Source organism: Pseudomonas sp. HY13-MNA-CIBAN-0226, assembly GCF_040310305.1.
Lineage (GTDB): Bacteria > Pseudomonadota > Gammaproteobacteria > Pseudomonadales > Pseudomonadaceae > Aquipseudomonas > Aquipseudomonas gregormendelii.
Map to the genome: position 1 here is coordinate 99,433 of NZ_JBEOPS010000013.1, position 26,519 is coordinate 125,951.

Genomic DNA, 26,519 nt, shown 5'->3' on the forward strand with positions numbered 1-26,519 from the left:
GCCGCGAGTCGAGAAAAGGTCGGGGGTAAAAAGATACCGGATGATACCGCGCAGGGGCTGGCAGGGCGTGTTGAATCAAGGCAGCGACAGGTTCGCAGGCACCTCAAGACCTGATGCTCACGCCCACGAAAAAGCCGCCCTGAAGGCGGCTTTGTCGTTACATCAAGCCAATCCTTACAGCTTCGGACCAGCAGCCTTGATGGCGTCGCTCACGTCGAACTTCTTGAAGTTCTCGACGAACAGGCCGGCCAGTGCTTTAGCCGATTCATCGTAAGCAGCCTTGTCAGCCCAGGTATTACGTGGGTTCAACAGGCCAGTCTCAACGCCCGGTACGGCCAATGGCACGTCGAGGTTGATGGTGTCGAGGTGTTCGGTTTCAGCACCGATCAACGCGCCGCTCTGGATCGCTGCGATGACGCCGCGAGTGGTCGGAATGTTGAAGCGCTTGCCAACGCCGTAGCCACCGCCGGTCCAGCCGGTGTTGACCAGGTACACCTTGGAGCCGAAGCCGCGGATGCGCTTGATCAGCAGTTCTGCGTATTCGCCAGCCGGACGCGGAAAGAACGGTGCGCCGAAGCAGGTGGAGAACGTCGACTTGATGCCGCTGCCCGAGCCCATTTCGGTCGAGCCCACCAAAGCGGTGTAGCCGGACAGGAAGTGGTAGGCCGCTTGTTCTTCGCTGAGGATCGACACTGGCGGCAGTACGCCGGTCAGGTCGCAGGTCAGGAAGATCACCGCGTTAGGCTCACCGCCAAGGTTCTTCTCGGAACGCTTGGCAACGTGCTCCAGCGGGTAAGCTGCGCGGCTGTTCTGGGTCAGGCTCACATCGGCGTAGTCGGCGTGCTTGGCGTCATCGATAACGACGTTTTCCAGGACTGCGCCGTGCTTGATGGCTTTCCAGATGACCGGCTCGTTCTTCTCGGACAAGTCGATGCACTTGGCGTAGCAGCCGCCTTCGATGTTGAACACAACGCCTTCGCCCCAGCCGTGCTCGTCGTCACCGATCAGGTAACGGCTTTCGTCGGCGGACAGGGTGGTTTTACCGGTGCCGGACAAACCGAAGAACAGGGTCACGTCGCCCGCTTCACCGATGTTGGCAGCGCAGTGCATTGGCAGCACGTCGGCGGCCGGCAGCAGGAAGTTCTGCACCGAGAACATGGCTTTCTTCATTTCACCGGCGTAACGCATGCCGGCGATCAGTACCTTCTTCTGGGCGAAGTTGAGGATCACGCAGCCGTCGGAGTTGGTGCCATCACGCTCAGGCACGCACTCGAAGTTGGCCACGTTCAGTACTTGCCACTCTTCGCGACCTGCCGGGTTGTACTGGGCAGGATTGATGAACAGGCAACGACCGAACAGGTTCTGCCAGGCAGTCTGGGTGGTCATTTTCACAGCCAGGTAGTGGTCTTCGGACGCACCTACATGCACATGGGAAACGAAATGCTCTTGCGCGTTGTTGAACGCCTCGACGCGGTCCCACAGGGCATCGAACTTGTCGGCCGGGAACTTGCGGTTGATCGGGCCCCAGGCGATGGCTGCCTGGGTGGTTGGCTCTTCCACGATGAAACGATCGACTGGCGAGCGGCCGGTACGGTGACCGGTACGAACAACCAGCGCGCCGGTATCGGCAAGCTCGCCTTCACCACGATTCAGAGCTTCTTTTACCAGATCATCAACACTCAGATCGGTGTACACGGCGTTATTGGCTTGCGTCATGAGATTCCCCGTCGGCCAGTGGCCGAGTGTGCTCCAAACGTTTTGTAGTAGAAAGTCGTGCACTACTACCGCGACAAAAAGTGGGCCGGATTATGCCAGAAACGCCCAAAAATAGTAGGGCCCTCCCGTCGTAACGGCGCTATTGCGCCGCTAAGCAGTGAATTTACCTGCGCTGAACCGTTTTAGTGCCGGGTATCTGACGGGGTATCGACACCGGCTCCAGCGAACAATTGAGTGATATCGGCCGCATCGAACAGGTAGCGCTGATTGCAAAACTGGCAGTCGATCTCAATGTTGCCACCGTGTTCCACGACCAGGTCCTGAGCGTCTTCCAGACCCAGGCTGACCAGCGCATTCGCCGAGCGCTCTCGCGAGCAACTGCAACGGAAGCGCAATCGCTGGACATCGAACAGGCGCACCTGCTCTTCGTGGTACAAGCGGTGCAGCACGGTTTCGTTGTCCAGGCTGAGCAGCTCATCGGCAGTCAGCGTACTGCCCAGGGCGGTGATGTGCTGCCAGCTGGCGGCACGCTCTTCTTCATCCTTGAGGCGATCAGCGGGCAGTTGCTGCAGCAGCAGACCTCGGGCACGACGGCCGTCGGCGTACAGCCAGAAGCGCGTGCCGACCTGCTGGGACATGACGAAATAGTTGGTGAAGCACTCCGACAGGGTTTCGCCGTCCAGGTCAACGATGCCCTGGTAGCGCTGGCCTTGGGTCGGATCGACCGTCAGCGCGAGGACACCGTTGGGCATCAGGTCGGCAAGCGTCGCATCAGGTGCGATGCGGTCAGCCTCGTAACGGGCCAGGCCACGGATCTCGCGCTCGCTGGAGCACTCGATCATCAGCAGCGGGATGGGCCCTTCGGAACGGGCCTGTAGAATCAGCAGGCCATCGAATTTCAGGGTGCCGACCAGCAACGACGCCGCGGCCATCAGTTCGCCGAGCAATTGCGCAACCGGTTCCGGATACGCATGTTTAGCCAGGACTTCGGCGTAGCTGAGTTCCAACGAAACCAGTTCGCCGCGGGTATCGCTGTCATCGAAGATGAAGCGTTGGGTGTAGTCGGTATCCGTTAGATCGGTCATAGGTTTGGGTATCTGAATTAATGTCAAAAGATTTCAAAGAGTAAGCTGCGCAGGGTTTGCGCACGCGAAGTCTGGCCATGGCAGGCATTTTAGGAACAATCCGGTCGGGTTCCAAGCTCATACCGGCCAGCGCACGAACACCTGCTTCACTCGTCGTTGCTGTTCCCACGAAACTTAAACAGATCCCGCCGCTGTTTTTTGCTCGGCTTGCCGTCGGTGGTCATGCCCAGCGAACCCGCCTTGCGCATCTCGGCAGCAGCCTCGCGCTTGGCGACGCTGGCTTCGGTCTCGGCGTACAAGGCCTGCGCCTCGGGAGCACCCCGGCGCACGATCGACAGTGCCTGAACTACCACCGTACGCTCTTCGAACCCCTGGCGAATCTGAAATTCGTCACCGATGCGCGGTTCCTTGCCGGGTTTGCAGCGCTCGCCGCGACAATGCACCTTGCCACTTTCGATCGCCGTCTTGGCCAAGGCACGTGTTTTATAGAAACGCGCAGCCCACAGCCACTTATCGAGACGGACCTTGTCGTCCTCATCCTTTTTTTGTGTCACCGGAATTCCTCTTTTAGCCCATAGTCGGAACTGTACTACCGTTTCTGTCGGGCGCAAGAACCCGCCCCTCCAGATAGAATGTCATCCTGGTCGGTTCATCGCAGTGGAGTGTTCGAGTGACAATATTTCCGTCTTCATTGACTTCATCCAGTGGCGATTGCCAGGGATGTCAGCAAAGCGAACCGTTGGGCTTTGATTTTGCCTTTGCTTACCAACCCATCGTGGACCTGCGGGACCGATCGATCTTTGCTCACGAGGCACTGGTGCGCGGCACCGACGGTGAAGGCGCGTTATCGGTACTTGACCAGGTCACCGAGGCCAATCGCTACCGATTTGACCAGCTCTGCCGCACCAAGGCGATCGAAGGTGCTGCGCAACTGGGCATGCAAACCAACCTGTCGATCAACTTCATGCCCAACGCCGTGTACCGCCCGGAGCTGTGTATTCGCAGCACGCTGAAGGCCGCCAAAAAACATAATTTCCCTATAGACAGGCTGATTTTCGAAACCCTGGAAAGCGAGCACGTAGATAACTATCGCCATTTGACCAATATTCTGCGTGAATACCGCGAATTCGGCTTCAAGACCGCCATCGATGACTTCGGTGCGGGGTACTCGGGGCTCAATCTGCTCGCTGACTTCCAACCCGACCTGATCAAACTCGACATGGCACTGATCCGTGATGTCGATCGCGATCGTGTTCGTCAGGCTATCGTGCGGGGGATTGTCACAATCTGTGCGGATCTGGACGTTACAGTCATTGCCGAAGGCATCGAAAGCGCTGGAGAACGGGATTTCCTGGCGGACTGTGGAATTTTTCTGATGCAAGGCTACTGGTTCGCCAAGCCTGCATTCAAAGCGTTGGCCCAGGTACCAGCGGGTACCTGGACGCGTTAATCGCCGGTTTATTCTATTGAAGACATTTGACCATTTGACCGTTGTCGGTCTGCGCGAGTGGGTGGCGCTTCCGGATTTGGGAGTGGCAGGCCTGCGGGCAAAAATCGACACCGGTGCCAGCACCTCCAGCTTGCATGCCACCGACATTGAGCCGTTTGAGCGCGATGGCGAAAAATGGGTGCGTTTTACCGCGCATCTGGGCACGGTAGTGCAACTGCGTCATCGACGTTGCGAAGCCCCGCTGGTGACCATGAAAACCATCAAGAGCTCCAATGGCCATGCGCAGAAGCGCTATGTGGTCAGCACCACCCTGGCCCTCGGTGATCGGGTCTGGCGGGTCGAGTTCACCCTCGCCTGCCGTAAATCCATGCGATATCGCCTGCTACTCGGCTCCAAAGCCCTTATCGACGGCCAACTGGTCGTCAATCCGGGCATCAAATACGTACAAGACAAGCCGGTGTTCCCGGTCTCTACCCTTTCCACAGGTGTTGCATGAAGATCGCTGTGCTGTCGCGGAACCCGCGTCTGTATTCCACTCGTCGTCTGGTCGAAGCCGGAACCGAGCGTGGCCACGAAATGGTCGTGGTCGACACCTTGCGCGCCTACATGAACATCGCCAGCCACAAGCCGCAGATCCACTACAGGGGCCGGCCGCTGGAAGGTTTCGATGCGGTCATCCCGCGTATCGGGGCATCGGTGACGTTTTATGGCTGCGCGGTTTTGCGCCAGTTCGAGATGATGGGGGTATTTCCGCTCAACGAATCGGTGGCCATCGCGCGTTCGCGGGACAAACTACGTTCACTGCAACTGCTCTCGCGCCGAGGGATCGGCTTGCCGGTCACCGGGTTTGCGCACTCGCCGGATGACATTCCCGACCTGATCGAAATGGTCAACGGCGCCCCTCTGGTGATCAAGGTACTGGAAGGCACCCAGGGCATCGGCGTGGTGCTGTGTGAGACCGCGACTGCGGCGGAGTCGGTGATCGAGGCCTTCATGGGTCTCAAGCAGAACATCATGGTCCAGGAATACATCAAGGAAGCCGGTGGGGCAGACATTCGCTGCTTCGTGGTGGGCGACAAAGTGATTGCTGCGATGAAACGCCAGGCCAAACCCGGGGAGTTCCGTTCCAACCTGCACCGGGGCGGCAGCGCGAGCCTGATAAAGATCACCCCGGAAGAACGCATGACGGCCTTGCGTGCGGCCAAGGTAATGGGGCTGGCCGTCGCAGGCGTGGATATCCTGCGTTCCAATCACGGGCCGCTGGTGATGGAAGTCAACTCGTCGCCGGGGCTGGAAGGCATCGAGACCACCACCGGCAAGAACGTGGCGGGGATCATCATCGAGCATCTTGAAAAGAATGGTGGGCCGAATATGACGCGCACCAAAGGAAAAGGCTAAAGCGGGAAGATCAAAAGATCGTCCGAAGGCTCGGGCCGCGTTCGGACGATCTTTTTTTCAGCCGTTAAACCGCATCGCGCGGCAACATCAACCCCAACGGCAAGCGCACCCGCGCCTCCAGCCCGCCACCATCACGGTTGCGCAGCTCGACATTGCCGCCATGCATCGAAGCAATCCGCTTGACGATCGCCAGGCCCAATCCGGTTCCCTTGCCGCCCCGGGCACGATCACCACGGGTGAACGGGTTGAAAATGGCTTCCAGCTCCGACGGATCGATCCCGGCGCCACGGTCCATCACGCTCAGCACCACGTAAGGCGCGCTGGTATCTCCGGATACGTACGCCGCCACCTCCACACCGCTGCCGGCGTGATGCAGCGCATTGCCGATCAGGTTGTTCAACAGTCGTTTCATCGACACCCGCCGTAGCGGGAACGGCTGAATCGGCTCCAGGCGCAAACGCACTTTTTCTTCGTTCTGGTTGTAAGGAGCAGCGACTTCGCGCACGAGATCGATCAGGTCGACTTCTTCCACCGACTCATCGCGTCCATCACGGATAAATGCCAGGAACTGGTCAAGAATCGCGTCCATGTCCTCGATGTCACGCACCATATCGTCGGTGAGGTCGCTGTGGTCGCCCATCAGCTCCAGGGACAGGCGCAAACGGGTGAGCGGGGTTCGCAGGTCGTGGGATACCCCGGCCAGCATCAGCTCACGCTCACGGCCCGCCTGCTCGACGTCCTCGGCCATCTGGTTGAAGGCGCGGTACACCTCGGTCATTTCGCTGGGCGTATCGCTGATCGGCAGGCGCACGCTGCGCCCCTGGCCGAGCTGTCTGGCCGCGTAGACCAGGCGTTTCAAAGGTTGATTGAGCTGACTGACAAAAATCCACGCCGAAGCCGTGGACAGCAATCCGATGGCGAGGAACCAGCCGAGTACGTTCCAGATTTTCTGCCCGCGCAGCGGATGCGGGTAAAGCGGTACTTTCAGCCAGCCGTCACCCAGGCTCGGCGCCCGCACCCAGAGGGCTGGGGGCGAGTGCATACGTAACCGGACTTCGGTATCGGCACCGAGTTCTGCCTGCATCTGTCGCTGGTAGATTTCGCTGTAGGGCCAGTGCTGCTCACCCTCCGGCACACCGGTGCCAACCACACGAATCAGCGTTGCCGCTTCGGCGATCTTGTCTCGATTGTTTTCATCAGCCGCCCAATAGGCGCGCAGCGTCAAGGCGACGCCGTGGCTGTACTGGCGATCCACAAGCACGTCTTCGTTCATCAGCAGATAAACGAGGGTCAGTGCCTTGGAAAACAGCACAACGATCAGCACCAGCCACAGGGTGCGAGAGAAGAAACTTTGGGGGAACCACACGGGCGTTTTCATGGATAACCGCTAAACACATGCAAGAGCGAGCGATGCTCGCATATTGCGGTTCGCGAGTCTGCGGACAAAATCATCCGCATGACCCGCTCCTACAAATCGCCAATCACTTGGTGGCTGCGCCATCCGGCACGAATACGTAACCCACGCCCCAAACCGTCTGGATGTAACGCGGTTTGGATGGATCAGGTTCGATCATCCGGCGCAGACGCGAGATTTGCACATCGATGGAGCGTTCGAGCGCATCCCATTCACGACCACGAGCCAGGTTCATCAGCTTGTCGCGAGTCAATGGCTGACGCGCGTTCATCACCAACGCCTTGAGCACGGCGAACTCGCCAGTGGTGAGCATGTGCACTTCTTCGCCGCGCTTGAGCTCACGGGTGGCCAGCGACAGTTCGTAGTCACCAAATGTCACGCTCTCGTCTTCGCTGCCCGGTGCGCCTGGCACAGGCGTCGACTGGCGACGCAGCACCGCCTTGACCCGCGCCATCAGCTCGTCCGGGTTGAACGGCTTGGCCAGGTAGTCGTCGGCACCCAGCTCCAGACCCTTGATCCGGCTCAGCTCATCGCCCTTGGCAGTCAGCATGATGATTGGAATCTGGTTGTTCGCGGTACGCAGGCGGCGGCAGGCGGTCAGGCCGTCTTCGCCTGGCAGCATCAGGTCGAGAACGACCAGGTTGAACACTTCACGCGCCAGCAGGCGGTCCATTTGTTCCGTGTTCGGTACCGTGCGGGCACGGTAGCCCTTGCTGACGAAAAAGCGCTCCAGCAGGCTGCTCAGCCCCGGGTCGTCATCAACAATAAGAATTTTTTCGCCTTCAGCAATGTTTGCAGTGCTGCTCATTAGATGCTCCTTTTAGCTCCGCGCGCATTATGGCGTAGCTGCCGTTATACGCACCGTGTGCATTGTTAGCAGATTTTTCCTCCACCGCCAGTAAACCGGGTGGGTAGCGGGAGCCTGCGATGCCCCGAATGACCGATGCTGGTTATAATGCGCGGCCTTTTGTGTCAGGCAACGTCTGATCGTTTACAGCAGCAGCCACTTTTTATTTTCATGGCGCTGGCAGTAATTGTTCGATTTCACGGGTCAACGGGATGCCTGTTGATCCAGGTAGCGGCGCAGGCCAGGCCGCTCAACCAGACTCGCCGAGCCTTTAATCCTGTGCCTGCGAGCCTGCTTTCACAATTTGTCAGGTGGTTTTATGGACAGCATCAACAGCCGCATCGCCGAGGAACTCGGTGTACGCCCACAACAGGTCGAAGCGGCCGTCGCGCTACTCGATGAAGGTTCTACCGTGCCCTTCATCGCCCGCTACCGGAAAGAAGTGACCGGCAGCCTCGATGACATCCAGTTGCGTCATCTGGAAGAGCGTCTGCGCTACCTGCGAGAACTCGACGAACGGCGCATCAGCATCCTGGCCAGTATTCAGGAACAAGGCAAGCTGACCCCGCAGCTGGAGCGCGACATCAAGCTCGCCGACACCAAGACCCGCCTCGAAGACTTGTACCTGCCGTACAAGCAGAAGCGCCGCACCAAGGGCCAGATCGCCCTGGAAGCCGGCCTCGGCGAGCTGGCCGATGGCCTGTTCAACGACCCGACCCTGGCCCCGGACGCCGAAGCTGCACGCTTCATCGACGCGGAAAAAGGCGTAGCCGATGTGAAGGCAGCCCTTGAAGGCGCCAAGTACATCCTGATGGAGCGCTTCGCCGAAGACGCCGGCCTGCTGGACCAACTGCGCAGCTACCTCAAGCAGGAGGCCATCCTCAGTGCCCGCGTGATCGCCGGTAAAGAAGAGGAAGGCGCCAAGTTCCGCGACTACTTCGAACACGACGAGCCGCTCAAGAGCATGCCATCGCACCGCGCCCTGGCGATTTTCCGTGGCCGCAACGAAGGCATTCTCAGTTCCGCGCTGAAAGTCGGCGACGAGCTGCCGGGCACCATGCACCCCTGCGAAGGCATGATCGGCCAGCAGTTCGGCATTCAGAACCAGAACCGCGCCGCCGACAAATGGCTGGGCGAAGTGGTGCGCTGGACCTGGAAGGTCAAGCTCTATACCCATCTCGAAACCGACCTGCTCGGCGAGTTGCGCGATGGCGCGGAAACCGAGGCGATCAACGTGTTCGCCCACAACCTGCACGATCTGCTGCTGTCGGCCCCGGCCGGCCCGCGCGCCACACTGGGCCTGGACCCGGGCCTGCGCACCGGTTGCAAGGTCGCCGTGGTCGACTCCACCGGTAAGCTGCTGGATCACGCCACCGTTTACCCCCACGTGCCGCACAACAAGTGGGACCAGACCATTGCGATCCTCGCAGCCCTTTGCGCCAAGCATTCGGTCGACCTGATCGCCATCGGCAACGGCACCGCCAGCCGTGAAACCGACAAGCTCGCCGCTGAGCTGATCAAGAAATACCCGGCGATGAAAATGACCAAGGTCATGGTCTCCGAGGCTGGCGCATCGGTTTACTCGGCGTCGGAATTGGCTTCCAAGGAATTCCCGGACCTCGACGTGTCGATCCGTGGCGCGGTATCCATCGCTCGTCGCCTGCAGGACCCGCTGGCCGAACTGGTGAAGATCGATCCGAAATCCATTGGCGTCGGCCAGTATCAGCACGACGTATCGCAGCTGAAACTGGCGCGCGGCCTGGACGCCGTGGTCGAAGACTGCGTGAACGCCGTCGGCGTGGACGTCAACACTGCTTCCGTGGCACTGCTGGCCCGCATCTCCGGCCTCAATGCGACCCTGGCGCAGAACATCGTCAGCCACCGCGACGAACACGGTGCGTTCAAGACCCGCGCCGCGTTGAAAAAAGTCGCACGCCTGGGTGAAAAAACGTTCGAACAGGCCGCCGGCTTCCTGCGGGTCATGAACGGTGACAACCCGCTGGATTCGTCCGCCGTTCACCCGGAAGCCTATCCACTGGTGCAGCGCATTGCCGCTGAAACCGACCGCGACATCCGTTCGCTGATTGGCGACGCCAGCTTTCTCAAGCGCCTGGATCCGAAGAAGTACACCGACGAGACGTTCGGTCTGCCAACGGTCACCGACATTCTGCAAGAGCTGGAAAAACCCGGTCGCGACCCGCGTCCCGAGTTCAAGACTGCCGAGTTCCAGGAAGGTGTCGAAGACCTCAAGGACCTGCAGCTGGGCATGATCCTCGAAGGCGTGGTAACCAACGTGACCAACTTCGGCGCATTCGTTGACATCGGCGTGCATCAGGACGGTTTGGTGCATATCTCTGCACTTTCGGAGAAGTTCATCAAGGATCCCCGTGAAGCGGTGAAGGCGGGCGACGTGGTGAAAGTGAAGGTCATGGAAGTCGATATACCGCGTAAGCGCGTGGGCCTGTCGATGCGCATGAGCGACACCCCTGGCGAGAAAATCGATGGCGCTCGTGGTGCGCGTCCTGGTTCGGCACCGCGTCAGTCCCAGAACACTGCACCGCGCAAGGAAACCACGGCGCCCGCCCCTGCCAACAATGCCATGGCTTCGCTGTTCGCCAACGCCAAGCAACTGAAGAAGCGTTGATGGAGATCCCGCCAGGGTTGACCGAAAGCGCGTTCTTCAAGCTGCTGGGTTGTCGTTTGCACAGCCTGGACACCGGGGTGGCGCAAGTCGCCCTGGCACTGCAGCCCGAACTGCGCAACCGCGGCGGCAAGCTGCACGGCGGCGCGTTGTTCAGCCTGGTGGACATTGCCATGGGCCTGGCCTGTTCCAGCACCCATGGCTTCGACCAGCAGAGCGCGACCATCGAATGCAAGATCAACTACATTCGCGCGGTTTCTGAGGGCGAGGTGATGTGCACGGCACGGGTGATCCACCCGGGCCGTCGCACGCTGGTGGTCGAGGCCGAGGTGATGCAAGGCGAAAAATTGGTCGCAAAAGCGCAAGGCACGTTCGCTGTCCTGTAGCTACCGATCATCATTTTGAGGTAATTTCGGCGCTATGAAAGCGGCGCCGGGATTTTCTGTGGGAGCGCGCTTGCCCGCGATGGCGGTGTGTCAGGCAACATAAATGGTGACTGACACTCCCTCATCGCGGGCAAGCCCGCTCCCACAGGGTTCGCGGCGACGGGTACTTGACCGACTGGCATGAAGTCCGTGCTGCTAAAAAACCAGGCGAAAACGCCAGTTTCAACTTCACCCTTGTAGACCGTCTTGCCCACCCCCATATTGGGGCGACTGACGCGTGAAGGAATCCAACTTGAGCGAAATTCTCAACCGCCGCCTGGCTCTGCTTGGCGAGCGCGCTAACCTCTCTCTGCTCGAACAGTGCCTTCACGGCATCGAACGTGAATGCCTGCGCGTGACCAGCGAAGGTCGCCTGGCGCAAACGCCCCACCCCGAAGAATTGGGTTCCGCGCTGACCAATGAACAAATCACCACCGACTATTCCGAGTCGCTGCTGGAGTTCATCACGCCCGCCCTGCCGGACCCGGCCGATACGCTGGCGAGCCTGGACAGCATTCACCGCTTTGCCTACAGCAAGCTGGGCAGCGAGTACCTGTGGAGTCCTTCCATGCCGTGCCCGTTGCCGGCTGAGGAAGACATCCCGATTGCCTACTACGGCACCTCGAACATCGGTCAGCTCAAGTACGTCTACCGCAAGGGCCTGGCCCTGCGCTACGGCAAGACGATGCAATGCATCGCCGGGATTCACTACAATTTTTCCCTGCCGGAACAGCTCTGGCCGCTGCTCAAGGAAGCTGAAGGCTTTGTCGGCACCGATCGCGACTATCAGTCCTCGGCCTACATCGCGCTGATCCGCAACTTCCGTCGCTACAGCTGGCTGCTGATGTACCTGTTTGGCGCTTCACCAGCCCTTGATGCGGGCTTCCTGCGAGGGCGCTCCCATCAGCTGGAGCAGCTGGACCCGGACACGCTCTACCTGCCTTACGCCACCAGCCTGCGCATGAGTGACCTGGGTTACCAGAGTAACGCCCAGGCCGGCCTGACGCCTTGCTATAACGACCTGGTCAGCTACACCGACAGCCTGCGCAAAGCGGTAGCCACTCCCTACGCACCGTACGTGGAGATCGGCACCCATCAGGATGGAGAGTGGGTTCAGCTCAACACCAACATCTTGCAGATCGAAAACGAGTACTACTCCAACATTCGCCCCAAGCGCGTGACCTACACCGGCGAGCGCCCGATCCAGGCGCTGGTGGCACGTGGTATCCAGTACGTCGAAGTGCGCTGCCTGGACATCAACCCGCTCCTGCCGATGGGCATCGACCTCACCGAGTCGCGCTTCCTCGACGCGTTCCTGCTGTACTGCGCGCTCAACGACAGCCCGCTGCTGACCAACACCTCGTGCGGCAACGCGACCTCGAACTTCCTTAGCGTGGTCAAGGAAGGTCGCCGCCCGGGCCTGCAACTGCAGCGCGACGGCCAGCCGGTGGACCTCAAGGAGTGGGCCAGCGAGTTGCTGGAGCACATTGCTCCCCTCGCGGCGATACTGGACCAGAGCCACGGCGGCGATGCTCACAGCAAGGCGCTGGATGCCCAGCTGGCTAAGGTCAAGGACCCGGCCCTGACCCCATCGGCCCAGGTGTTGGCCGCGATGGCAGAGCACAAGGAGAGCTTCAGTCAGTTCTCGTTGCGTCAGAGCCAGGCGCATGCGGAATATTTCCGCAGCGAACCGCTTTCTGCCGAAGACCAGGCGAAATTCGAAGACCGTGCACGCTCGTCGCTGGCGGAACAGGTGGAGCTGGAGAAGAACGAAGTCGGCGATTTTGATGTGTTCGTCGGGTCGTATCAAGCGAGCATTCTGGCGATCAGTAATTAATCGGCAGCTTTAAAAAGATCGCAGCCTGCGGCAGCTCCTACAAGGATCGGCTGGAGTCTGCGATTTTTTTTCGCCGCGCCACGCAGTCCCCGAGCCTGCACGCGACCTGTGTAAGAGCTGCCGCAGGCTGCGATCTTTTGATCCTCCGCTTTTTCCACTCATAAGCTAATGCGAAAAAGTTATTTATTTCCGCATTCTTAGATCATTTAGTCTCCTCAAACGCCAACTCCCGGCCGCCTGTTGAGGAGCTTCTCCGATGAAACTGCATTTCCCCCTTCGCCTCCTGGCGGCCGCTTCGCTGGCTGCGGCGAGCTTCTTCGCCCAGGCCGCCGAAGTCACCGTTGCCTACCAGACCACCGTAGACCCGGCGAAAGTTGCCCAGGCCGACGGCGCCTATGAAAAAGCCACCAACGCCAAGATCGACTGGCGCAAATTCGATAATGGCGCCGACATCATTGCCGCCATTGCCTCCGGCGACGTACAGATCGGCTACCTCGGCTCCAGCCCCCTGACCGCCGCGATCACTCGCAAAGTGCCAGTGGAAACCTTCCTGATCGCCACTCAGATCGGTGCCGCCGAAGCCCTGGTGGCTCGCGACGGATCGGGGATCAAGACCCCGCAAGACCTGATCGGCAAGAAGATCGCCGTGCCATTCGTGTCCACCGGCCACTACAGCCTGCTGGCCGCGCTGAAGCACTGGAATATCCACCCGTCGAAAGTCACCGTACTGAACCTCGCCCCGCCAGCCATTATCGCCGCGTGGAAACGGGGTGACATCGACGCTACCTACGTGTGGGACCCAGCCCTGGGCGTTGCCAAGGAAAACGGCAAAGTGCTGATTACCTCTGGCGAACTGGCCAAGTTCGGCGCACCGACCTTCGATGCCTGGATCGTGCGTAAAGATTTCGCTGAAAAACACCCGGAAATCGTCACCGCCTTCGCCAAAGTCACCCTCGACGCCTACGCCGACTACCGCAAGGACCCAACAGCCTGGCTGGCTAATCAGGGCAACGTCGACAAGCTGGTGAAACTCTCCGGCGCCAAGGCCAGCGACATTCCACTGTTGTTGCAAGGCAACGTCTACCCGCTGGCGGCTGATCAGGTGATTACCCTCGGCGCGCCGACCACCAAAGCCATCACCGACACCGCCGTGTTCCTCAAGGAACAAGGCAAGGTGGAAGCGGTTCTGCCGGACTACGCGCCGTACGTCAGCGCCAAGTTCATCACCAACTGATCGGGAGTTTATTGCGATGGCCTTGCTACAGCTGGAGCGTATCAGCGCACAGTACCCCGGCAGCCCCGAACCGGTACTGGCGGATATTTCCCTGAGCCTGGGGCCTCAGCAATTGCTGGTGGCGCTCGGCCCGTCGGGCAGTGGCAAGACCTCACTGCTGAACCTGATTGCCGGTTTCGTCGAGCCCAGCGCCGGGCGCATCACCCTCGACGGCGTGCCCGTCAAGGGACCGAGCGCCGAACGCGGCGTAGTGTTTCAGGACGACGCCCTGCTGCCTTGGCAGGACGTGCTGGCTAACGTCGGCTTCGGCCTGGAACTGGCAGGCGTCTCGAAAGACAAGCGCGAAATCCGTGCGCGGGAAATGCTCACGCTGGTGGACCTGTCCGGTTTCGAACACCGGCGCATCTGGCAGCTTTCGGGCGGCCAGAAACAGCGTGTCGGCCTGGCCCGTGCGCTGGCGGCCGACCCTCGCGTACTGTTGATGGACGAACCGTTCGGCGCGCTCGATGCGTTCACTCGTGAACAGATGCAAGAGCTGCTGCTGCAAGTCTGGCAGCGCACCGCAAAACCGGTATTTCTGATTACCCACGACATCGAAGAGGCGGTGTTTCTTGCCACAGACCTGATTCTGCTGGCGCCAAATCCGGGGCAGATCGTCGAACGTCTGAGCCTGGACTTCGGTCAGCGTTACGCCGCCGGCGAGTCGGCACGGGCGATCAAATCCGACCCACGTTTTATCGAAACCCGCGAACACGTGCTCGCCAAGGTGTTCTCCCAACGCAGCGCCGCACAACGGCAGGAGCGCGCATGAGCAGCTACGAAATTCCTGCCGTTAGGGTAAAAACCGCTTCGACGGTGATTCCCGTACGCCGCAGCTTGAGCACGCGCTGGATCAGCGTCCTGACACTGGTCGCACTGGTAGCGCTTTGGTGGGCTGTGACGGCAACCGGCATGATCGAGCCGCTGTTCTTGCCACCACCGTCGGCCGTCCTGCAGAAGGGCTGGTTGCTGGTAACCACCGGCTACATGGACTCGACGTTGTGGCAGCATTTGGGCGCGAGCCTCAGCCGTATAGGCCTGGGCCTGGGCTTTGCCGTGCTGACCGCCGTTCCGGTGGGTATCGCCATCGGTCACAACCGCATCGCCCGTGGCATTCTCGATCCGCTGATCGAGTTTTACCGCCCTATCCCACCGCTGGCGTATCTGCCACTGATCGTGATCTGGTGCGGCATCGGTGAGCTGTCCAAAGTCCTGCTGATCTACCTGGCGATCTTCGCCCCGATTGCCATTGCCACCGCCACCGGCGTGCGCACCGTCGATCCGGCCAAATTGCGTGCTGCACAGTCCCTGGGCGCTACCCGCGCGCAGCTGATTCGCCATGTGATCCTGCCGAGCGCGTTGCCGGACATCCTGACCGGCGTGCGCATTGGCCTGGGGGTTGGCTGGTCGACGCTGGTCGCCGCCGAACTGATCGCCGCCACCAGTGGTTTGGGCTTCATGGTGCAGTCGGCCGCGCAGTTCCTGGTCACTGACGTGGTGGTACTCGGGATCCTGGTCATCGCGCTCATCGCCTTCGCCATGGAAATGGGCCTGCGCGCCCTGCAACGCAAGCTGGTGCCGTGGCACGGCCAGGCCCACTGAAAAATTTGAATACCCCTTTTTGGACCCAGCCCTGTAGGAGCTGTCGAGGGAACCGAGGCTGCGATCTTTTGATCTTGCGTCTAAAAAACAACATCAAAAAATCGCAGCCTCCGACAGCGCCTACAGGTGCCGTGTCGTTCACCAAACATAGACGACACTCAGAATTGAAGAGAATCACGATGAGTAACCTGACGATAGTCCCTTTAAGCTCGGCCCTCGGCGCGCAGATCAGCGGTGTCGACGTGAGCCAGCCACTGACTCCGGAACAACGCGACGCTATCGAGCAGGCATTGCTCAAGCACCAGGTGCTGTTCTTCCGCGACCAACCGATCACGCCACAACAACAGGCACGATTCGCCGCGTATTTCGGCGACCTGCACATTCATCCGATCTACCCCAATGTGCCGGAACAACCCGAAGTACTGATCCTCGACACCGCCGTCACCGACGTGCGCGACAACGCTATCTGGCATACCGACGTGACCTTCCTGCCCACCCCGGCAATGGGCGCGGTGCTCAGTGCCAAGCTGCTGCCCGAATTTGGCGGCGACACCTTGTGGGCCAGTGGTATTGCAGCCTACGAGGCGCTGTCCGCCCCCATGAAATCCATGCTCGAAGGGCTGACAGCCACTCACGACTTCACCCGGTCATTCCCGGTAGAGCGCTACGGCAACACCCCTGAAGCGCTGGCCCAATGGGAAGAGGCCCGACGCAAGAACCCGCCGTTATCGCACCCGGTGGTTCGCACGCACCCGGCGAGCGGGCGTCGGTCGCTGTTCGTCAACGACGGCTTCACCTCGAAGATCAACGAGCTGTCCGACACCGAGAGCGAGGCGGTGCTGAAACTGCTGTTCGCCCATGCCACTCGCCCGGAGTTCACCATTCGCTGGCGGTGGCGGAAGGACGACGTGGCGTTCTGGGATAACCGCGTGACGCAGCATTACGCGGTAGACGATTACCGGCCTGCGCGGCGGGTGATGCAGCGGGCTACGGTGTTGGGTGATGTTCCGTTCTTTCGGTAGTTGCCCAGTTTTTGTCGCGAATTTGATGGCCCCTTCGCGGGCAAGCCCGCTCCCACAGGAATCCGTGCCATGCACAAAACTCACTGTGGGAGCGGGCTTGCTCGCGAAGGCGACCTGAGAGGCACCAGATAATCCGGCGCCTGACGCTTACTCAGCCGTCGAAGGCTTCTCCCAGAGATTGATCCCGCCTTCCTGGGCAAAGCGGTCGATCTCCGCCAACTCTTCAGCACTGAAGCTCAGATTCTTCAACGCCCCGACGTTTTCGATAATCTGCTCAGGCCGGCTTGCACCGATCAGCGCCGAGGTCACCCGCGGGTCACGCAGTGTCCAGGCCAGTGCCAACTGCGCGAGGCTCTGGCCGCGACGCTTGGCAATCTCGTTCAGCGCGCGCACATGAGCGATGTTGGCTTCAGACAAATGCGAGGCCTGCAACGAACCACCCCCCGGACGATTCACCCGCGCATCCGTCGGCACGCCGTTGAGGTACTTGTCAGTCAGCAGACCCTGGGCCAGCGGCGTGAAGGCGATAACGCCAGCGCCGAGCTCATCGGTGACATCCAGCAGGTCCTTTTCAACCCAGCGATTGAGCAAGTTATAAGCCGGTTGATGGATCAGCAGCGGCACTTTCCACTCTTTCAACAGTTCGGCCATTTCGCGGGTTTTAACCCCGGAATACGAGGAGATCCCGATGTACAGGGCCTTGCCTTGCTGCACCGCTGTTGCCAGTGCGCTGGCAGTTTCTTCCAGTGGCGTGTCCGGGTCGAAACGGTGCGAGTAGAAGATATCAACGTAGTCCAGGCCCAGGCGCTGCAAGCTCTGATCAAGACTGGCCAGCACATACTTGCGCGACCCGCCGCCCTGGCCATAGGGGCCGGGCCACATGTCCCAGCCGGCCTTGCTCGAGATGATCAGTTCGTCGCGGTACTGCTTGAAATCTTCACGCAGCAAACGACCGAAGTTGATCTCGGCACTGCCGTAGGGCGGGCCATAGTTGTTGGCCAGGTCGAAGTGGTTGATGCCCAGGTCGAACGCGGTGCGCAGCAACGAGCGCTGGGTGTCGATCGGCGTGCTGTCGCCGAAGTTGTGCCACAGGCCCAGCGACAACGCCGGTAGCACCAGCCCGCTGCGGCCTACGCGGCGGTATGGGATAGAGTCGTAGCGATTTTCAGCAGCGGTATAGATCATCGAATCCTCTCTCGTTGATTTCTGTGGGAGCAAAGCTTGCTCCCGATGACGCCCTCACCTTTCCTGATCAACGTACCAAATGCAGGAACTGCATGTGCCGCTCGTACTGATCGAGGATGTCGTTGATGATCTGCTCCTTGGTGTAGCCGACCAGATCATAGTCCTGACTGCCCTCGGCCAAATGCACTTCAGCCCGGTAATAACGGCGATTGTTGAGCTGCTTGGAGCCCATGCCTCCGCGGGCAAACGACGGCGTGAAGTACCCGCGCATCTGCACTTGATAGATGAACGGATGCTCCTCGCCATGTCCGATTTCCAGGCTGACGTTGTCGTTGGCCGGGTCGGGTTGAGTGACCACGCTCAAGCCCTTTTCGACGAACACGGCCGTCACTTCTTCAATCGCCGGGCGCACCGTCGTATCAAGGAAGCGATAGACTTCGTCACGCGACGGGAAATGCACGGCCTGAGTCAAGCGTTGACGCCATCCGCCACGCCGCGAGCCGGATACCGGCGCCAGGGAATGCAGCTGCGCAATCTGCTTCTGCGACTCCAGGTAAAACGCCTTGTGCAGGCCCCACATCATCAGCAGCAAGATCATCGAGAACGGCAGCGAGGTCAGCACCACCGCTGATTTCAACGCATCGATGCTGCCCGAAAACAGCAGCGCACTGGTGACCAGCGCAGTCATAGCGCCCCAGAACACCCGCAGCCATTTCGGACCATCCTCATCGGGATTGCCACCCTTGGCCGACAGCGTCGACAGCACCACCGTGCCCGAGTCGGCAGAGGTGACGAAGAACACGAAGCTGATGAACACGGTGACCGCGATCACCGTCTTGCTCCACGGATAGGTTTCCAGGAGCAGGTACAACGTCATCGACGGGTTGTCGATGGCGGACATGCCCAGTGCACTCATGCCGTGATTGAGCACCTGATCGATCGCGCTGTTACCGAAGATCGACATCCACGCCAGGGTGAAGCCAAGCGGGATCAGCAATACGCCAAAGACGAACTCGCGGATGGTCCGGCCACGGGAAATCCGTGCGATGAACAGCCCCACGAACGGCGACCATGCGATCCACCAGGCCCAGTAGAACACCGTCCAGCCACCCAGCCAGTCGCTCGGTTTGTCGTAGGCGTAGAGGTCGAAGCTCTTCATCGGCAAGGCGCCGAGATAATCGCCGATGTTCTGGATCAAGGTATTGAGCAAGTGCTGGGTAGGACCGGCGAACAACACAAACAGCAGCAGCGCGCAGGCCAGCAACATGTTGATATCGGACATCACCCGCACGCCTTTGTCGACGCCGGACACCGCAACGATGATTGCCGCGCCCATCATCAGGGTGATCAAGCCGACCTGAATCCACTGGGTATGGGCGATACCGAACAGGTAGTCGAGGCCGGAGTTGAGGTGCAACACCCCAAAACCCATGTCGGCACCCAGGCCGAACACCGTGGCGATGATGCCAAAGCCATCCACCGCGTAGCCAATCGGGCCGTTGATGCGTTTGCCAATCAGCGGGTACAGCGCCGAACGCAAGGCCAGCGGCAGGTTATGCCGGTAGGCGAAGTAAGCCAGCGCCATGCCCACGAACGCGAATACGCCCCAACCGTGCAGGCCCCAGTGCAGAAACAGAATCTGCATTGCCTGGCGTGCGGCATCCGCCGTGCCCGCTTCCCCTTGAGGCGGTTGCGCCAGGTGGGTCAGCGGTTCGGACACGCAAAAGAAGAACAGTGTGATGCTGATCCCGGCGGCGAACAGCATGCCGGCCCAGGACAGGTAACTGAATTCGGGTTCGTCGTGGTCGGCACCGAGCTTGATCTTGCCGTAGCCGGACAAGGCGGTGACCACCACGAAGACCAGATACAGGGTCATCGCGAGCATGTAATACCAGCCGACCGTGTTGGCCGCCCAGTTTTGCGCTTCCAGAAGCCAGGCACCGGCCTGTTCAGGCATGGCGATGACGACAATGCCAAACAGCAGGATAAACGTCGCCGAGAAGTAGAACACCGGCGGATTCATGCGGACCTGGCCGCTTGGAGGGAGAGACGATGCACTCATGAAGTGTGCACCTCAACGGTTGCGGATGTAGCTGTAAAAATCGGACTCAGCAAAGGCAAGCCTCCTGTTGTGAGCGGGCAGCGAACCAAGGTTTTAACTTGAATGAACGTTCAAGTTAAACATGGATAGGGCGCTAAGGACTAATCGCAAGGCTCGGCGGTACTGTTTGTACGCTAGCTCAAGGAAGGGTATGACGCGGGGCTGGGGGCATTCGTTCAGCAAGAAATTAGCGATAAATGCCATTATCTCGGTCGGCTTGAAATCCTTCGCGGGCAAGCCACGCTCCCACAGGAGTTGTGTCGTACGGTAATTACGCGAACGACATCAATCCTGTGGGAGCGTGGCTTGCCCGCGAAGGCGTTAGCAAGATCACTGAGGATTTCAGCCCTTACTTCTGCGTCCCGTCGTCGTGCTGCAGATTCGCCTGCGTCAGGTTGCACCCCGCCGGCACACTGCGTGTCAGCCAGACATTGCCGCCAATGGTCGAGCCCTTGCCAATGGTAATCCGACCCAGGATCGTCGCACCGGCATAGATCACCACGTCATCCTCGACAATCGGATGCCGGGCATGGCCCTTCTGCAACTGCCCGTCCTCATCCGCCGGAAACCTTTTGGCGCCCAGCGTCACCGCCTGATAAATCCGCACGCGCTCGCCAATGATGGCCGTCTCGCCAATCACCACGCCCGTCCCGTGATCAATAAAGAAGCTGCGGCCAATCTGCGCCCCGGGGTGAATATCGATGCCGGTGGCCGAGTGCGCGATTTCCGCGCTGATCCGCGCCAGCAAGGGCAAGCCGGCGCGATACAAATGGTGCGCCAGGCGATGGTGAATCACCGCCAGGATGCCGGGATAGCACAGCAGCACTTCATCGACACTGCGTGCCGCCGGGTCGCCGTGATAAGCCGCCAGTACGTCGGTGTCCAGCAAACTGCGCAGGCCCGGCAAGGCAAGTGCGAAATCCTGGATGATCTGAATCGTCCGCGCCTCGACCTCGGTATCGGCCTGCGCACTGTGGCGCGCGGCGTAACGCAGTTCGAGGCGTGCCTGGGCAAGCAACGCGTTGAGGGCGACATCCAGGGTGTGGCCGACGTAAAAGTCTTCGCTCTCCTCGCGCAGGTCCACAGGGCCAAGGCGCATCGGGAACAATGCGCCACAAAGCGCTTCAAGAATTTCCGCCATGGCCGCCCGGGAAGGTAATTCCCTACCGCCCTGCTCTCCGCTGACACGGCCATTCTGGGTGCGCCACTGATCACGCGCTGTACGCAGTTGGCTGACGATGGTCTGCAACTGCCAATGGCTGGAACGCTCGCTCACGGTAAAGACTCCTCTCGGGCGGCCGGACTGTCTGGCCGCCTTGACGGCATTTACTTTACGGCAAGGTCTCAAAATCGAATTAAGAACCAATAGTGCTGTACTCAGTACTTTCAGCTATAAGCGATTCACGGTTGCCCACGGATTTGGGGCTGCCTATAGTCCTGACACCTTCCTCCGCCAGTACGGAACCATGATCAAACAACAGCTCGCCCGTTTTGACCGCCTCGACCTGCTCGGCCATCCCACGCCCCTGGAAAAACTCGAACGCCTCTCGACCTGGCTGGGCCGCGATGTCTACGTCAAGCGCGACGACCTGACGCCACTGGCGATGGGCGGCAACAAGCTGCGCAAGCTCGAGTACCTGGCAGCCGACGCGTTGTCCCAGGGTGCCGATACCTTGATCACCGCCGGGGCGCTGCAATCCAATCACGTGCGGCAAACGGCAGCCCTGGCCGCCAAGCTGGGACTGGGTTGCGTCGCCCTGTTGGAAAATCCCCTGGGCACGGATGACAAAAATTACCTGGGCAATGGCAATCGCCTGCTACTGGACCTGTTCGACGCCAAGGTTGAATGGGTGGAAAACCTCGACGACGCCGACGGCCAACTGCAGGCCCTGGCAGATCGCCTGCGTAACAATGGCAAGAATCCTTATGTTGTGCCGATTGGCGGTTCGAATGCCCTGGGTGCACTGGGCTACGTGCGCGCCGGCCTCGAGTTGGCCGAGCAGATCAAGGACACCGGCCTGACCTTTGCCGCAGTGGTCCTCGCTTCCGGGAGCGCTGGGACCCACAGCGGTCTGGCCTTGGCTTTGAGCGAAGTACTGCCGGATTTGCCAGTGATCGGGGTGACCGTATCGCGCAACGATGAAGAGCAGCGACCCAAGGTGCAGGGGCTGGCCGAGCGCACGGCAGAGCTGATGGGTATGAGCCTGCCGCCAGCCTTCAAAGTGCAATTGTGGGACGAGTATTTCGGCCCGCGTTATGGCGAACCGAATGCAGGGACGTTATCGGCGGTGAAGCTTGTGGCGAGTCAGGAAGGCTTGTTGCTGGACCCGGTGTACACCGGCAAGGCCATGGCTGGCATGCTCGATGGGATTGGACGGCAGCGTTTTGATGAGGGACCGATCATTTTCCTGCACACGGGTGGGGCGCCGGCGTTGTTTGCTTACAAGGATTTCCTTTGACGGGTTGCAAGATCAAAAGATCGCAGCCTTCGGCAGCTCCTACAATGTTGTGCCGCTTATTCTTTTAACGAATAAAAGAAGCGATATTTATTATTTTATTATCTATTGCCGTCATCATATAGTCGCGCCGCAGGCGAATTTGTGGCAAAACACATATGCTGCTTCAGGGCAGCATCATGCAGTCGCTTCAATCCCGAATTTGCCAACATTCCTAAAGCGTCTTCCCATAAGAAACCACAGGGGCTTGTCATGAATTTTTCCGTACTCCGTCGAAATCTGCTGGTAGGTTCGCTGGGCCTGGCGCTGAGCGCCGGCCTGATCGGCCAGGCCGTTGCCGGTGAGCAACTGCAAAAAATCAAGGACGCAGGCGTGATCAACGTCGGCCTGGAAGGCACCTACCCACCGTTCAGTTTCGTCGACGCCGACGGCAAACTGGCCGGCTTCGAAGTTGAATTCTCCGAAGCCCTGGCCAAAGAGCTGGGCGTGAAAGTGAAGCTGCAACCGACCAAATGGGACGGGATCCTCGCGGCGCTGGAATCCAAGCGCCTCGACGCCGTGGTCAACCAGGTAACCATTTCGGAAGAGCGCAAGAAGAAGTACGACTTCTCCGAACCGTACACCGTTTCCGGGATTCAGGCGCTGGTTCTGACCAAGAACAAGGACACCATCAAAACCGCCAACGACCTGGCTGGCAAGAAAGTCGGCGTGGGCCTGGGCACCAACTACGAACAGTGGGTAAAAGCCAACGTACCGGGCGCCGACGTGCGCACTTACGAAGATGATCCGACCAAGTTCCAGGACCTGCGAGTGGGTCGTATCGACGCCATCCTGATCGACCGCCTTGCAGCGCTGGAATACGCCAAAAAGGCCAAGGACACCACCGCCGCCGGCGAACCGTTCTCCCGTCAGGAAGCCGGTATCGCCCTGCGTAAAGGCGAACCTGAACTGCTGGCGGCCGTGAACAAGGCGATCGACAAGCTGCGTGCCGACGGCACACTGACCAAGCTTTCGGAAAAATACTTCAACGCTGACGTCACTAAATAATGGAAGAGGCTTTCAAACTCGCGCTGGATTCCGCGCCTTTCCTGCTGAAGGGCGCGTACTACACGGTGATCTTGAGCCTGGGCGGCATGTTTTTCGGCCTGCTGATGGGCTTTGGCCTGGCCTTGATGCGCTTGTCGCGCTTCAAGCTGGTGAGCTGGATCGCCCGCATCTACGTGTCGTTCTTTCGCGGCACACCGTTGCTGGTGCAACTGTTCGTGATCTATTACGGCCTGCCGCAACTGGGTGTCGAACTTGATCCGTTGCCAGCGGCCCTGATTGGCTTCTCGCTGAACATGGCCGCCTATGCCTGCGAAATCCTGCGGGCTGCGATCAGCTCCATCGAACGCGGCCAATGGGAAGCCGCCGCGAGTATCGGCATGACCCGTGCGCAGACCTTGCGCCGGGCCATTCTGCCGCAAGCGATGCGCACGGCCCTGCCGCCACTGGGCAACAGCTTCATTTCGCTGGTCAAGGACACCGCCCTGGCAGCCACCATCCAGGTGCCGGAACTGTTCCGCCAGGCGCAGCTGATCACAGCTCGCACCTTCGAAATCTTCACCATGTATCTTGCCGCCGCACTGATCTACTGGATTCTGGCCACGGTGCTGTCGCACCTGCAGAACAAGTTGGAAGAGCGGGTCAATCGGCACGACCAGGAGTCCTGACCCAATGATTGTCGTGGAAAAACTGACAAAGCAGTTCAAGGGTCAGGTGGTGCTTAACGGCATCGACCTGCAGGTGAAGGCCGGCGAGGTGGTGGCGATCATCGGGCCTAGCGGCTCGGGCAAAACCACCTTCCTGCGCTGCCTGAACTTTCTAGAAGAACCCACCAGCGGCCGGATCAAGGTCGGCGACATCGAAATCGATGGCAGCCGTCCACTGAACCAGCAGCAGAGCCTGGTGCGCCGCCTGCGCCAGCACGTGGGTTTCGTGTTTCAGAACTTCAACCTGTTCCCCCATCGCACCGCCCTGGAAAATGTCATCGAAGGGCCGATCGTGGTGAAAAAAATCCCCCAGGCCGAGGCTGTTGCCTTGGGCAAGAAGCTCTTGGCCAAGGTCGGCCTGGCCGGCAAGGAAGACGCCTATCCAAGGCGCCTCTCCGGTGGCCAGCAACAGCGCGTGGCAATTGCCCGGGCGCTGGCGATGGAGCCGGAAGTGATTCTGTTCGATGAACCGACTTCAGCGCTGGACCCGGAGCTGGTGGGTGAAGTGCTGGCGACCATCCGCGGACTGGCCGAGGAGAAGCGCACCATGGTTATCGTGACTCATGAAATGGGGTTCGCCCGGGATGTCGCCAACCGCGTGGTGTTTTTCGACAAGGGCGTGATCGTGGAACAAGGCGAGGCGAAAGCATTGTTTGCCAATCCTCAAGAAGAACGGACTAAACAATTCCTTAGCAAGTTTCTGAACAACACCCACGCCTAACCTCCCCGCACTACTTTTAACTTCCAAGGACGGAAGTCTCCCTTGCGTTATAAATTCAAAACCTGTGCGCGGCTCAAACCGAGGCGTCTGCGTGGCAGTGAGAGTCAGCCATACCTTCTATGCATATTCCTAAAAGTTAGTTTATTTATTATTTATACACGCTTACGGTATATGCACCGGACCACCGGACATTCTTGATTTCGTTCGCCGCCATTTCGCGCGGCGTTTCCATGAAGATGTGAGGTAGGTATGGTCCGGAACACAATCACCCCAGTGCAGAACGCCAGGGCATTGCGTGCAGCCAAGGAGTGGCACTGATGTCCAGTCTGGCAGATGCACTCGTCCAGAGTGATCTGGACATCGCCCCGTTGGTATTGCCAGCACAGGTGCTGCGCAACGATGCGCAAGCCATCAAGGCCGCTCGTGAACTCGCGCAGGTCGCGCGCCTGCAAGCAGCCAGGCGCGACCAGCAGCGCAAGCTGCCTTGGTCGGAAATCGAACAGTTCACCCGTAGCGGCCTGGGCAGTATTTCCATTCCCCGCGAATACGGCGGCCCGCAGGTCTCCTTCGTGACCCTGGCCGAGGTGTTCGCGATTATTTCCGCGGCCGACCCGGCATTGGGTCAAATCCCGCAGAACCAGTTCGGCATCCTTCACCTGCTGCTCGGCAGCGCCACCGATGCGCAAAAAAAGCAGCTGTTCACCAGCGTGCTTCAAGGCTGGCGGATCGGTAATGCCGGTCCAGAGCGCGGCACCAAAAACACTCTGGAACTCAAGGCGCGAATCACCCCGAGCGGCGACGATTTTGTAATCAACGGGCAGAAATTCTATTCAACGGGCGCGCTGTTCGCCCATTGGGTAGCCGTCAAGGCGCTCAACGACGATGGCAAGCAAGTCCTGGCCTTCGTTCGTCGCGGCACGCCGGGTTTGCGCATCGTTGATGACTGGTCGGGTTTTGGCCAGCGCACTACCGCCAGCGGCACCCTCCTGCTGAACAATGTGCAGGTCGAAGCCGAACTGGTGGTGGACAACTGGAAGATCAATGACACGCCCAATATCCAGGGCGCCGTCTCGCAGTTGATTCAGGCCGCGATTGACGCCGGTATCGCCCGGGGCGCCATCGACGACGCCATCGAGTTCGTGAAAACCCGTGCCCGGCCATGGATCGATGCCCAGGTCGAACGAGCCAGTGACGACCTCTATGTGATCGCCGACATCGGCAAGCTGAAAATCGAACTGCACGCAGCCGAAGCGCTGTTGCGCAAAGCCGGCAAAGTCCTCGATCAGGTCAGCGCCACGCCGCTGACTGCCGAGTCTGCGGCCCGAGCCTCGATAGCCGTGGCCGAAGCCAAAGTGCTGACCACCGAGATCTCGCTACAGGCCAGTGAAAAACTCTTCGAACTGGCTGGCAGTCGCGCCACCCTCGCTGAATTCAATCTCGACCGCCACTGGCGTAACGCCCGGGTGCACACGCTGCACGATCCGGTGCGCTGGAAATATCACGCGGTCGGCACTTACCACTTGAACGGCACCCTGCCGGCTCGTCATTCCTGGATTTGACCCCCGGAACACTTTTGACCAGATCTCTGGAGAAGC

23 protein-coding genes are annotated in these 26,519 nt (G+C 59.9%); 15 read left to right on the top strand and 8 right to left on the bottom strand.

All coding sequences use genetic code 11. The features are described from left to right. Positions 1 to 174: 174 nt before the first annotated feature. From AAEZ05_RS15945 to AAEZ05_RS15955, 3 genes are all read right to left on the bottom strand, one after another. Entirely contained in the window at positions 175 to 1,716 is a 1,542-nt protein-coding gene (locus tag AAEZ05_RS15945) for a phosphoenolpyruvate carboxykinase (protein WP_122840747.1), read from the bottom strand. A 182-nt stretch (positions 1,717 to 1,898) separates the two neighbouring features. Further along, complete coding sequence (gene hslO / locus AAEZ05_RS15950; protein ID WP_045061322.1) at positions 1,899 to 2,801, bottom strand: Hsp33 family molecular chaperone HslO; 903 nt, start codon at positions 2,799 to 2,801, stop codon at positions 1,899 to 1,901. A gap of 146 nt (positions 2,802 to 2,947) precedes the next feature. Next, a complete protein-coding gene (locus AAEZ05_RS15955; RefSeq protein WP_045061321.1) occupies positions 2,948 to 3,355 on the bottom strand; it encodes an RNA-binding S4 domain-containing protein in 408 nt (135 codons plus the stop codon). A 116-nt stretch (positions 3,356 to 3,471) separates the two neighbouring features. On the opposite strand from AAEZ05_RS15955, the gene rimA reads away from it, so the two are divergent. Genes rimA through rimK form a run of 3 tightly spaced genes read left to right on the top strand, consistent with a single transcriptional unit; the run spans position 3,472 to position 5,649 of the window. Beyond that, positions 3,472 to 4,251, top strand: a complete 780-nt coding sequence (rimA, locus tag AAEZ05_RS15960) for a S6 modification regulatory phosphodiesterase RimA (protein WP_045061320.1) — start codon at positions 3,472 to 3,474, stop codon at positions 4,249 to 4,251. A 16-nt stretch (positions 4,252 to 4,267) separates the two neighbouring features. Further along, positions 4,268 to 4,747: a retropepsin-like aspartic endopeptidase RimB gene (gene rimB / locus AAEZ05_RS15965; RefSeq protein WP_045061319.1), complete on the top strand. Its 480-nt coding sequence runs from the start codon at positions 4,268 to 4,270 to the stop codon at positions 4,745 to 4,747. Next, a complete protein-coding gene (gene rimK, locus AAEZ05_RS15970) occupies positions 4,744 to 5,649 on the top strand; it encodes a 30S ribosomal protein S6--L-glutamate ligase (RefSeq protein WP_045061318.1) in 906 nt (301 codons plus the stop codon). The genes rimB and rimK overlap by 4 nt, the downstream gene beginning before the upstream one ends. A 64-nt stretch (positions 5,650 to 5,713) precedes the next feature. Here the strand turns inward: rimK and AAEZ05_RS15975 are convergent, their stop codons facing one another. Together AAEZ05_RS15975 and ompR are read right to left on the bottom strand one after the other, a co-directional pair. After that, complete coding sequence (locus AAEZ05_RS15975; protein WP_045061317.1) at positions 5,714 to 7,027, bottom strand: ATP-binding protein; 1,314 nt, start codon at positions 7,025 to 7,027, stop codon at positions 5,714 to 5,716. A gap of 103 nt (positions 7,028 to 7,130) precedes the next feature. Beyond that, positions 7,131 to 7,871, bottom strand: a complete 741-nt coding sequence (gene ompR / locus AAEZ05_RS15980; protein ID WP_045061316.1) for an osmolarity response regulator transcription factor OmpR — start codon at positions 7,869 to 7,871, stop codon at positions 7,131 to 7,133. 358 nt (positions 7,872 to 8,229) lie between these two features. Between ompR and AAEZ05_RS15985 the strand changes: the two genes are divergently transcribed. The 7 genes from AAEZ05_RS15985 (at position 8,230) to tauD (ending at position 16,710) form a co-directional block, all read left to right on the top strand. Next, positions 8,230 to 10,554 (top strand): Tex family protein, encoded by a 2,325-nt coding sequence (locus AAEZ05_RS15985; RefSeq protein ID WP_350648022.1) that lies wholly within the window; start codon positions 8,230 to 8,232, stop codon positions 10,552 to 10,554. After that, positions 10,554 to 10,937 (top strand): PaaI family thioesterase, encoded by a 384-nt coding sequence (locus AAEZ05_RS15990; protein WP_045061314.1) that lies wholly within the window; start codon positions 10,554 to 10,556, stop codon positions 10,935 to 10,937. Before AAEZ05_RS15985 ends, AAEZ05_RS15990 begins: the two co-directional genes overlap by 1 nt. 292 nt (positions 10,938 to 11,229) lie before the next feature. After that, a complete protein-coding gene (gene gshA, locus AAEZ05_RS15995; RefSeq protein WP_045061313.1) occupies positions 11,230 to 12,813 on the top strand; it encodes a glutamate--cysteine ligase in 1,584 nt (527 codons plus the stop codon). A 256-nt stretch (positions 12,814 to 13,069) separates the two neighbouring features. Then, on the top strand, positions 13,070 to 14,047 hold the full coding sequence (tauA, locus tag AAEZ05_RS16000; protein WP_045061312.1) for a taurine ABC transporter substrate-binding protein: 978 nt from the start codon (positions 13,070 to 13,072) through the stop codon (positions 14,045 to 14,047). 16 nt (positions 14,048 to 14,063) lie between these two features. Continuing rightward, a complete protein-coding gene (tauB, locus tag AAEZ05_RS16005; protein ID WP_045061311.1) occupies positions 14,064 to 14,858 on the top strand; it encodes a taurine ABC transporter ATP-binding subunit in 795 nt (264 codons plus the stop codon). Beyond that, a complete protein-coding gene (tauC, locus tag AAEZ05_RS16010) occupies positions 14,855 to 15,688 on the top strand; it encodes a taurine ABC transporter permease TauC (protein ID WP_045061310.1) in 834 nt (277 codons plus the stop codon). The genes tauB and tauC overlap by 4 nt, the downstream gene beginning before the upstream one ends. 179 nt (positions 15,689 to 15,867) lie before the next feature. Continuing rightward, positions 15,868 to 16,710 (top strand): taurine dioxygenase, encoded by an 843-nt coding sequence (gene tauD, locus AAEZ05_RS16015; RefSeq protein ID WP_045061309.1) that lies wholly within the window; start codon positions 15,868 to 15,870, stop codon positions 16,708 to 16,710. A 147-nt stretch (positions 16,711 to 16,857) separates the two neighbouring features. Here tauD and mgrA read toward each other — a convergent pair whose 3' ends face one another. The 3 genes from mgrA to epsC all read right to left on the bottom strand — a co-directional run bounded on the left by mgrA (position 16,858) and on the right by epsC (position 21,272). After that, complete coding sequence (gene mgrA / locus AAEZ05_RS16020) at positions 16,858 to 17,895, bottom strand: L-glyceraldehyde 3-phosphate reductase (RefSeq protein ID WP_045061308.1); 1,038 nt, start codon at positions 17,893 to 17,895, stop codon at positions 16,858 to 16,860. Between the two features lie 67 nt (positions 17,896 to 17,962). Next, positions 17,963 to 19,918: a choline transporter BetT gene (betT, locus tag AAEZ05_RS16025; RefSeq protein WP_177328583.1), complete on the bottom strand. Its 1,956-nt coding sequence runs from the start codon at positions 19,916 to 19,918 to the stop codon at positions 17,963 to 17,965. Positions 19,919 to 20,345: 427 nt separating this feature from the next. Beyond that, a complete protein-coding gene (gene epsC, locus AAEZ05_RS16030) occupies positions 20,346 to 21,272 on the bottom strand; it encodes a serine O-acetyltransferase EpsC (RefSeq protein ID WP_045061305.1) in 927 nt (308 codons plus the stop codon). Between the two features lie 190 nt (positions 21,273 to 21,462). Between epsC and AAEZ05_RS16035 the strand changes: the two genes are divergently transcribed. The 5 genes from AAEZ05_RS16035 to AAEZ05_RS16055 all read left to right on the top strand — a co-directional run bounded on the left by AAEZ05_RS16035 (position 21,463) and on the right by AAEZ05_RS16055 (position 26,483). Beyond that, positions 21,463 to 22,455 (top strand): D-cysteine desulfhydrase, encoded by a 993-nt coding sequence (locus AAEZ05_RS16035; protein ID WP_350648025.1) that lies wholly within the window; start codon positions 21,463 to 21,465, stop codon positions 22,453 to 22,455. A 249-nt stretch (positions 22,456 to 22,704) separates the two neighbouring features. Further along, positions 22,705 to 23,499 carry a cystine ABC transporter substrate-binding protein gene (gene tcyJ, locus AAEZ05_RS16040; protein WP_045061303.1) on the top strand — a complete coding sequence of 265 codons (795 nt, stop codon included), beginning with the start codon at positions 22,705 to 22,707 and terminating at the stop codon, positions 23,497 to 23,499. After that, positions 23,499 to 24,164, top strand: coding sequence for a cystine ABC transporter permease (gene tcyL, locus AAEZ05_RS16045; protein ID WP_045061302.1), 666 nt, complete (start codon positions 23,499 to 23,501; stop codon positions 24,162 to 24,164). Before tcyJ ends, tcyL begins: the two co-directional genes overlap by 1 nt. Positions 24,165 to 24,168: 4 nt before the next feature. Next, positions 24,169 to 24,924, top strand: a complete 756-nt coding sequence (tcyN, locus tag AAEZ05_RS16050; protein ID WP_122840763.1) for an L-cystine ABC transporter ATP-binding protein TcyN — start codon at positions 24,169 to 24,171, stop codon at positions 24,922 to 24,924. Between the two features lie 317 nt (positions 24,925 to 25,241). Further along, the gene (locus tag AAEZ05_RS16055) at positions 25,242 to 26,483 is read left to right on the top strand and encodes an SfnB family sulfur acquisition oxidoreductase (protein WP_205893598.1); all 1,242 of its coding nucleotides are present in this window, start codon (positions 25,242 to 25,244) and stop codon (positions 26,481 to 26,483) included. The last annotated feature ends 36 nt before the right edge of the window (positions 26,484 to 26,519 follow it).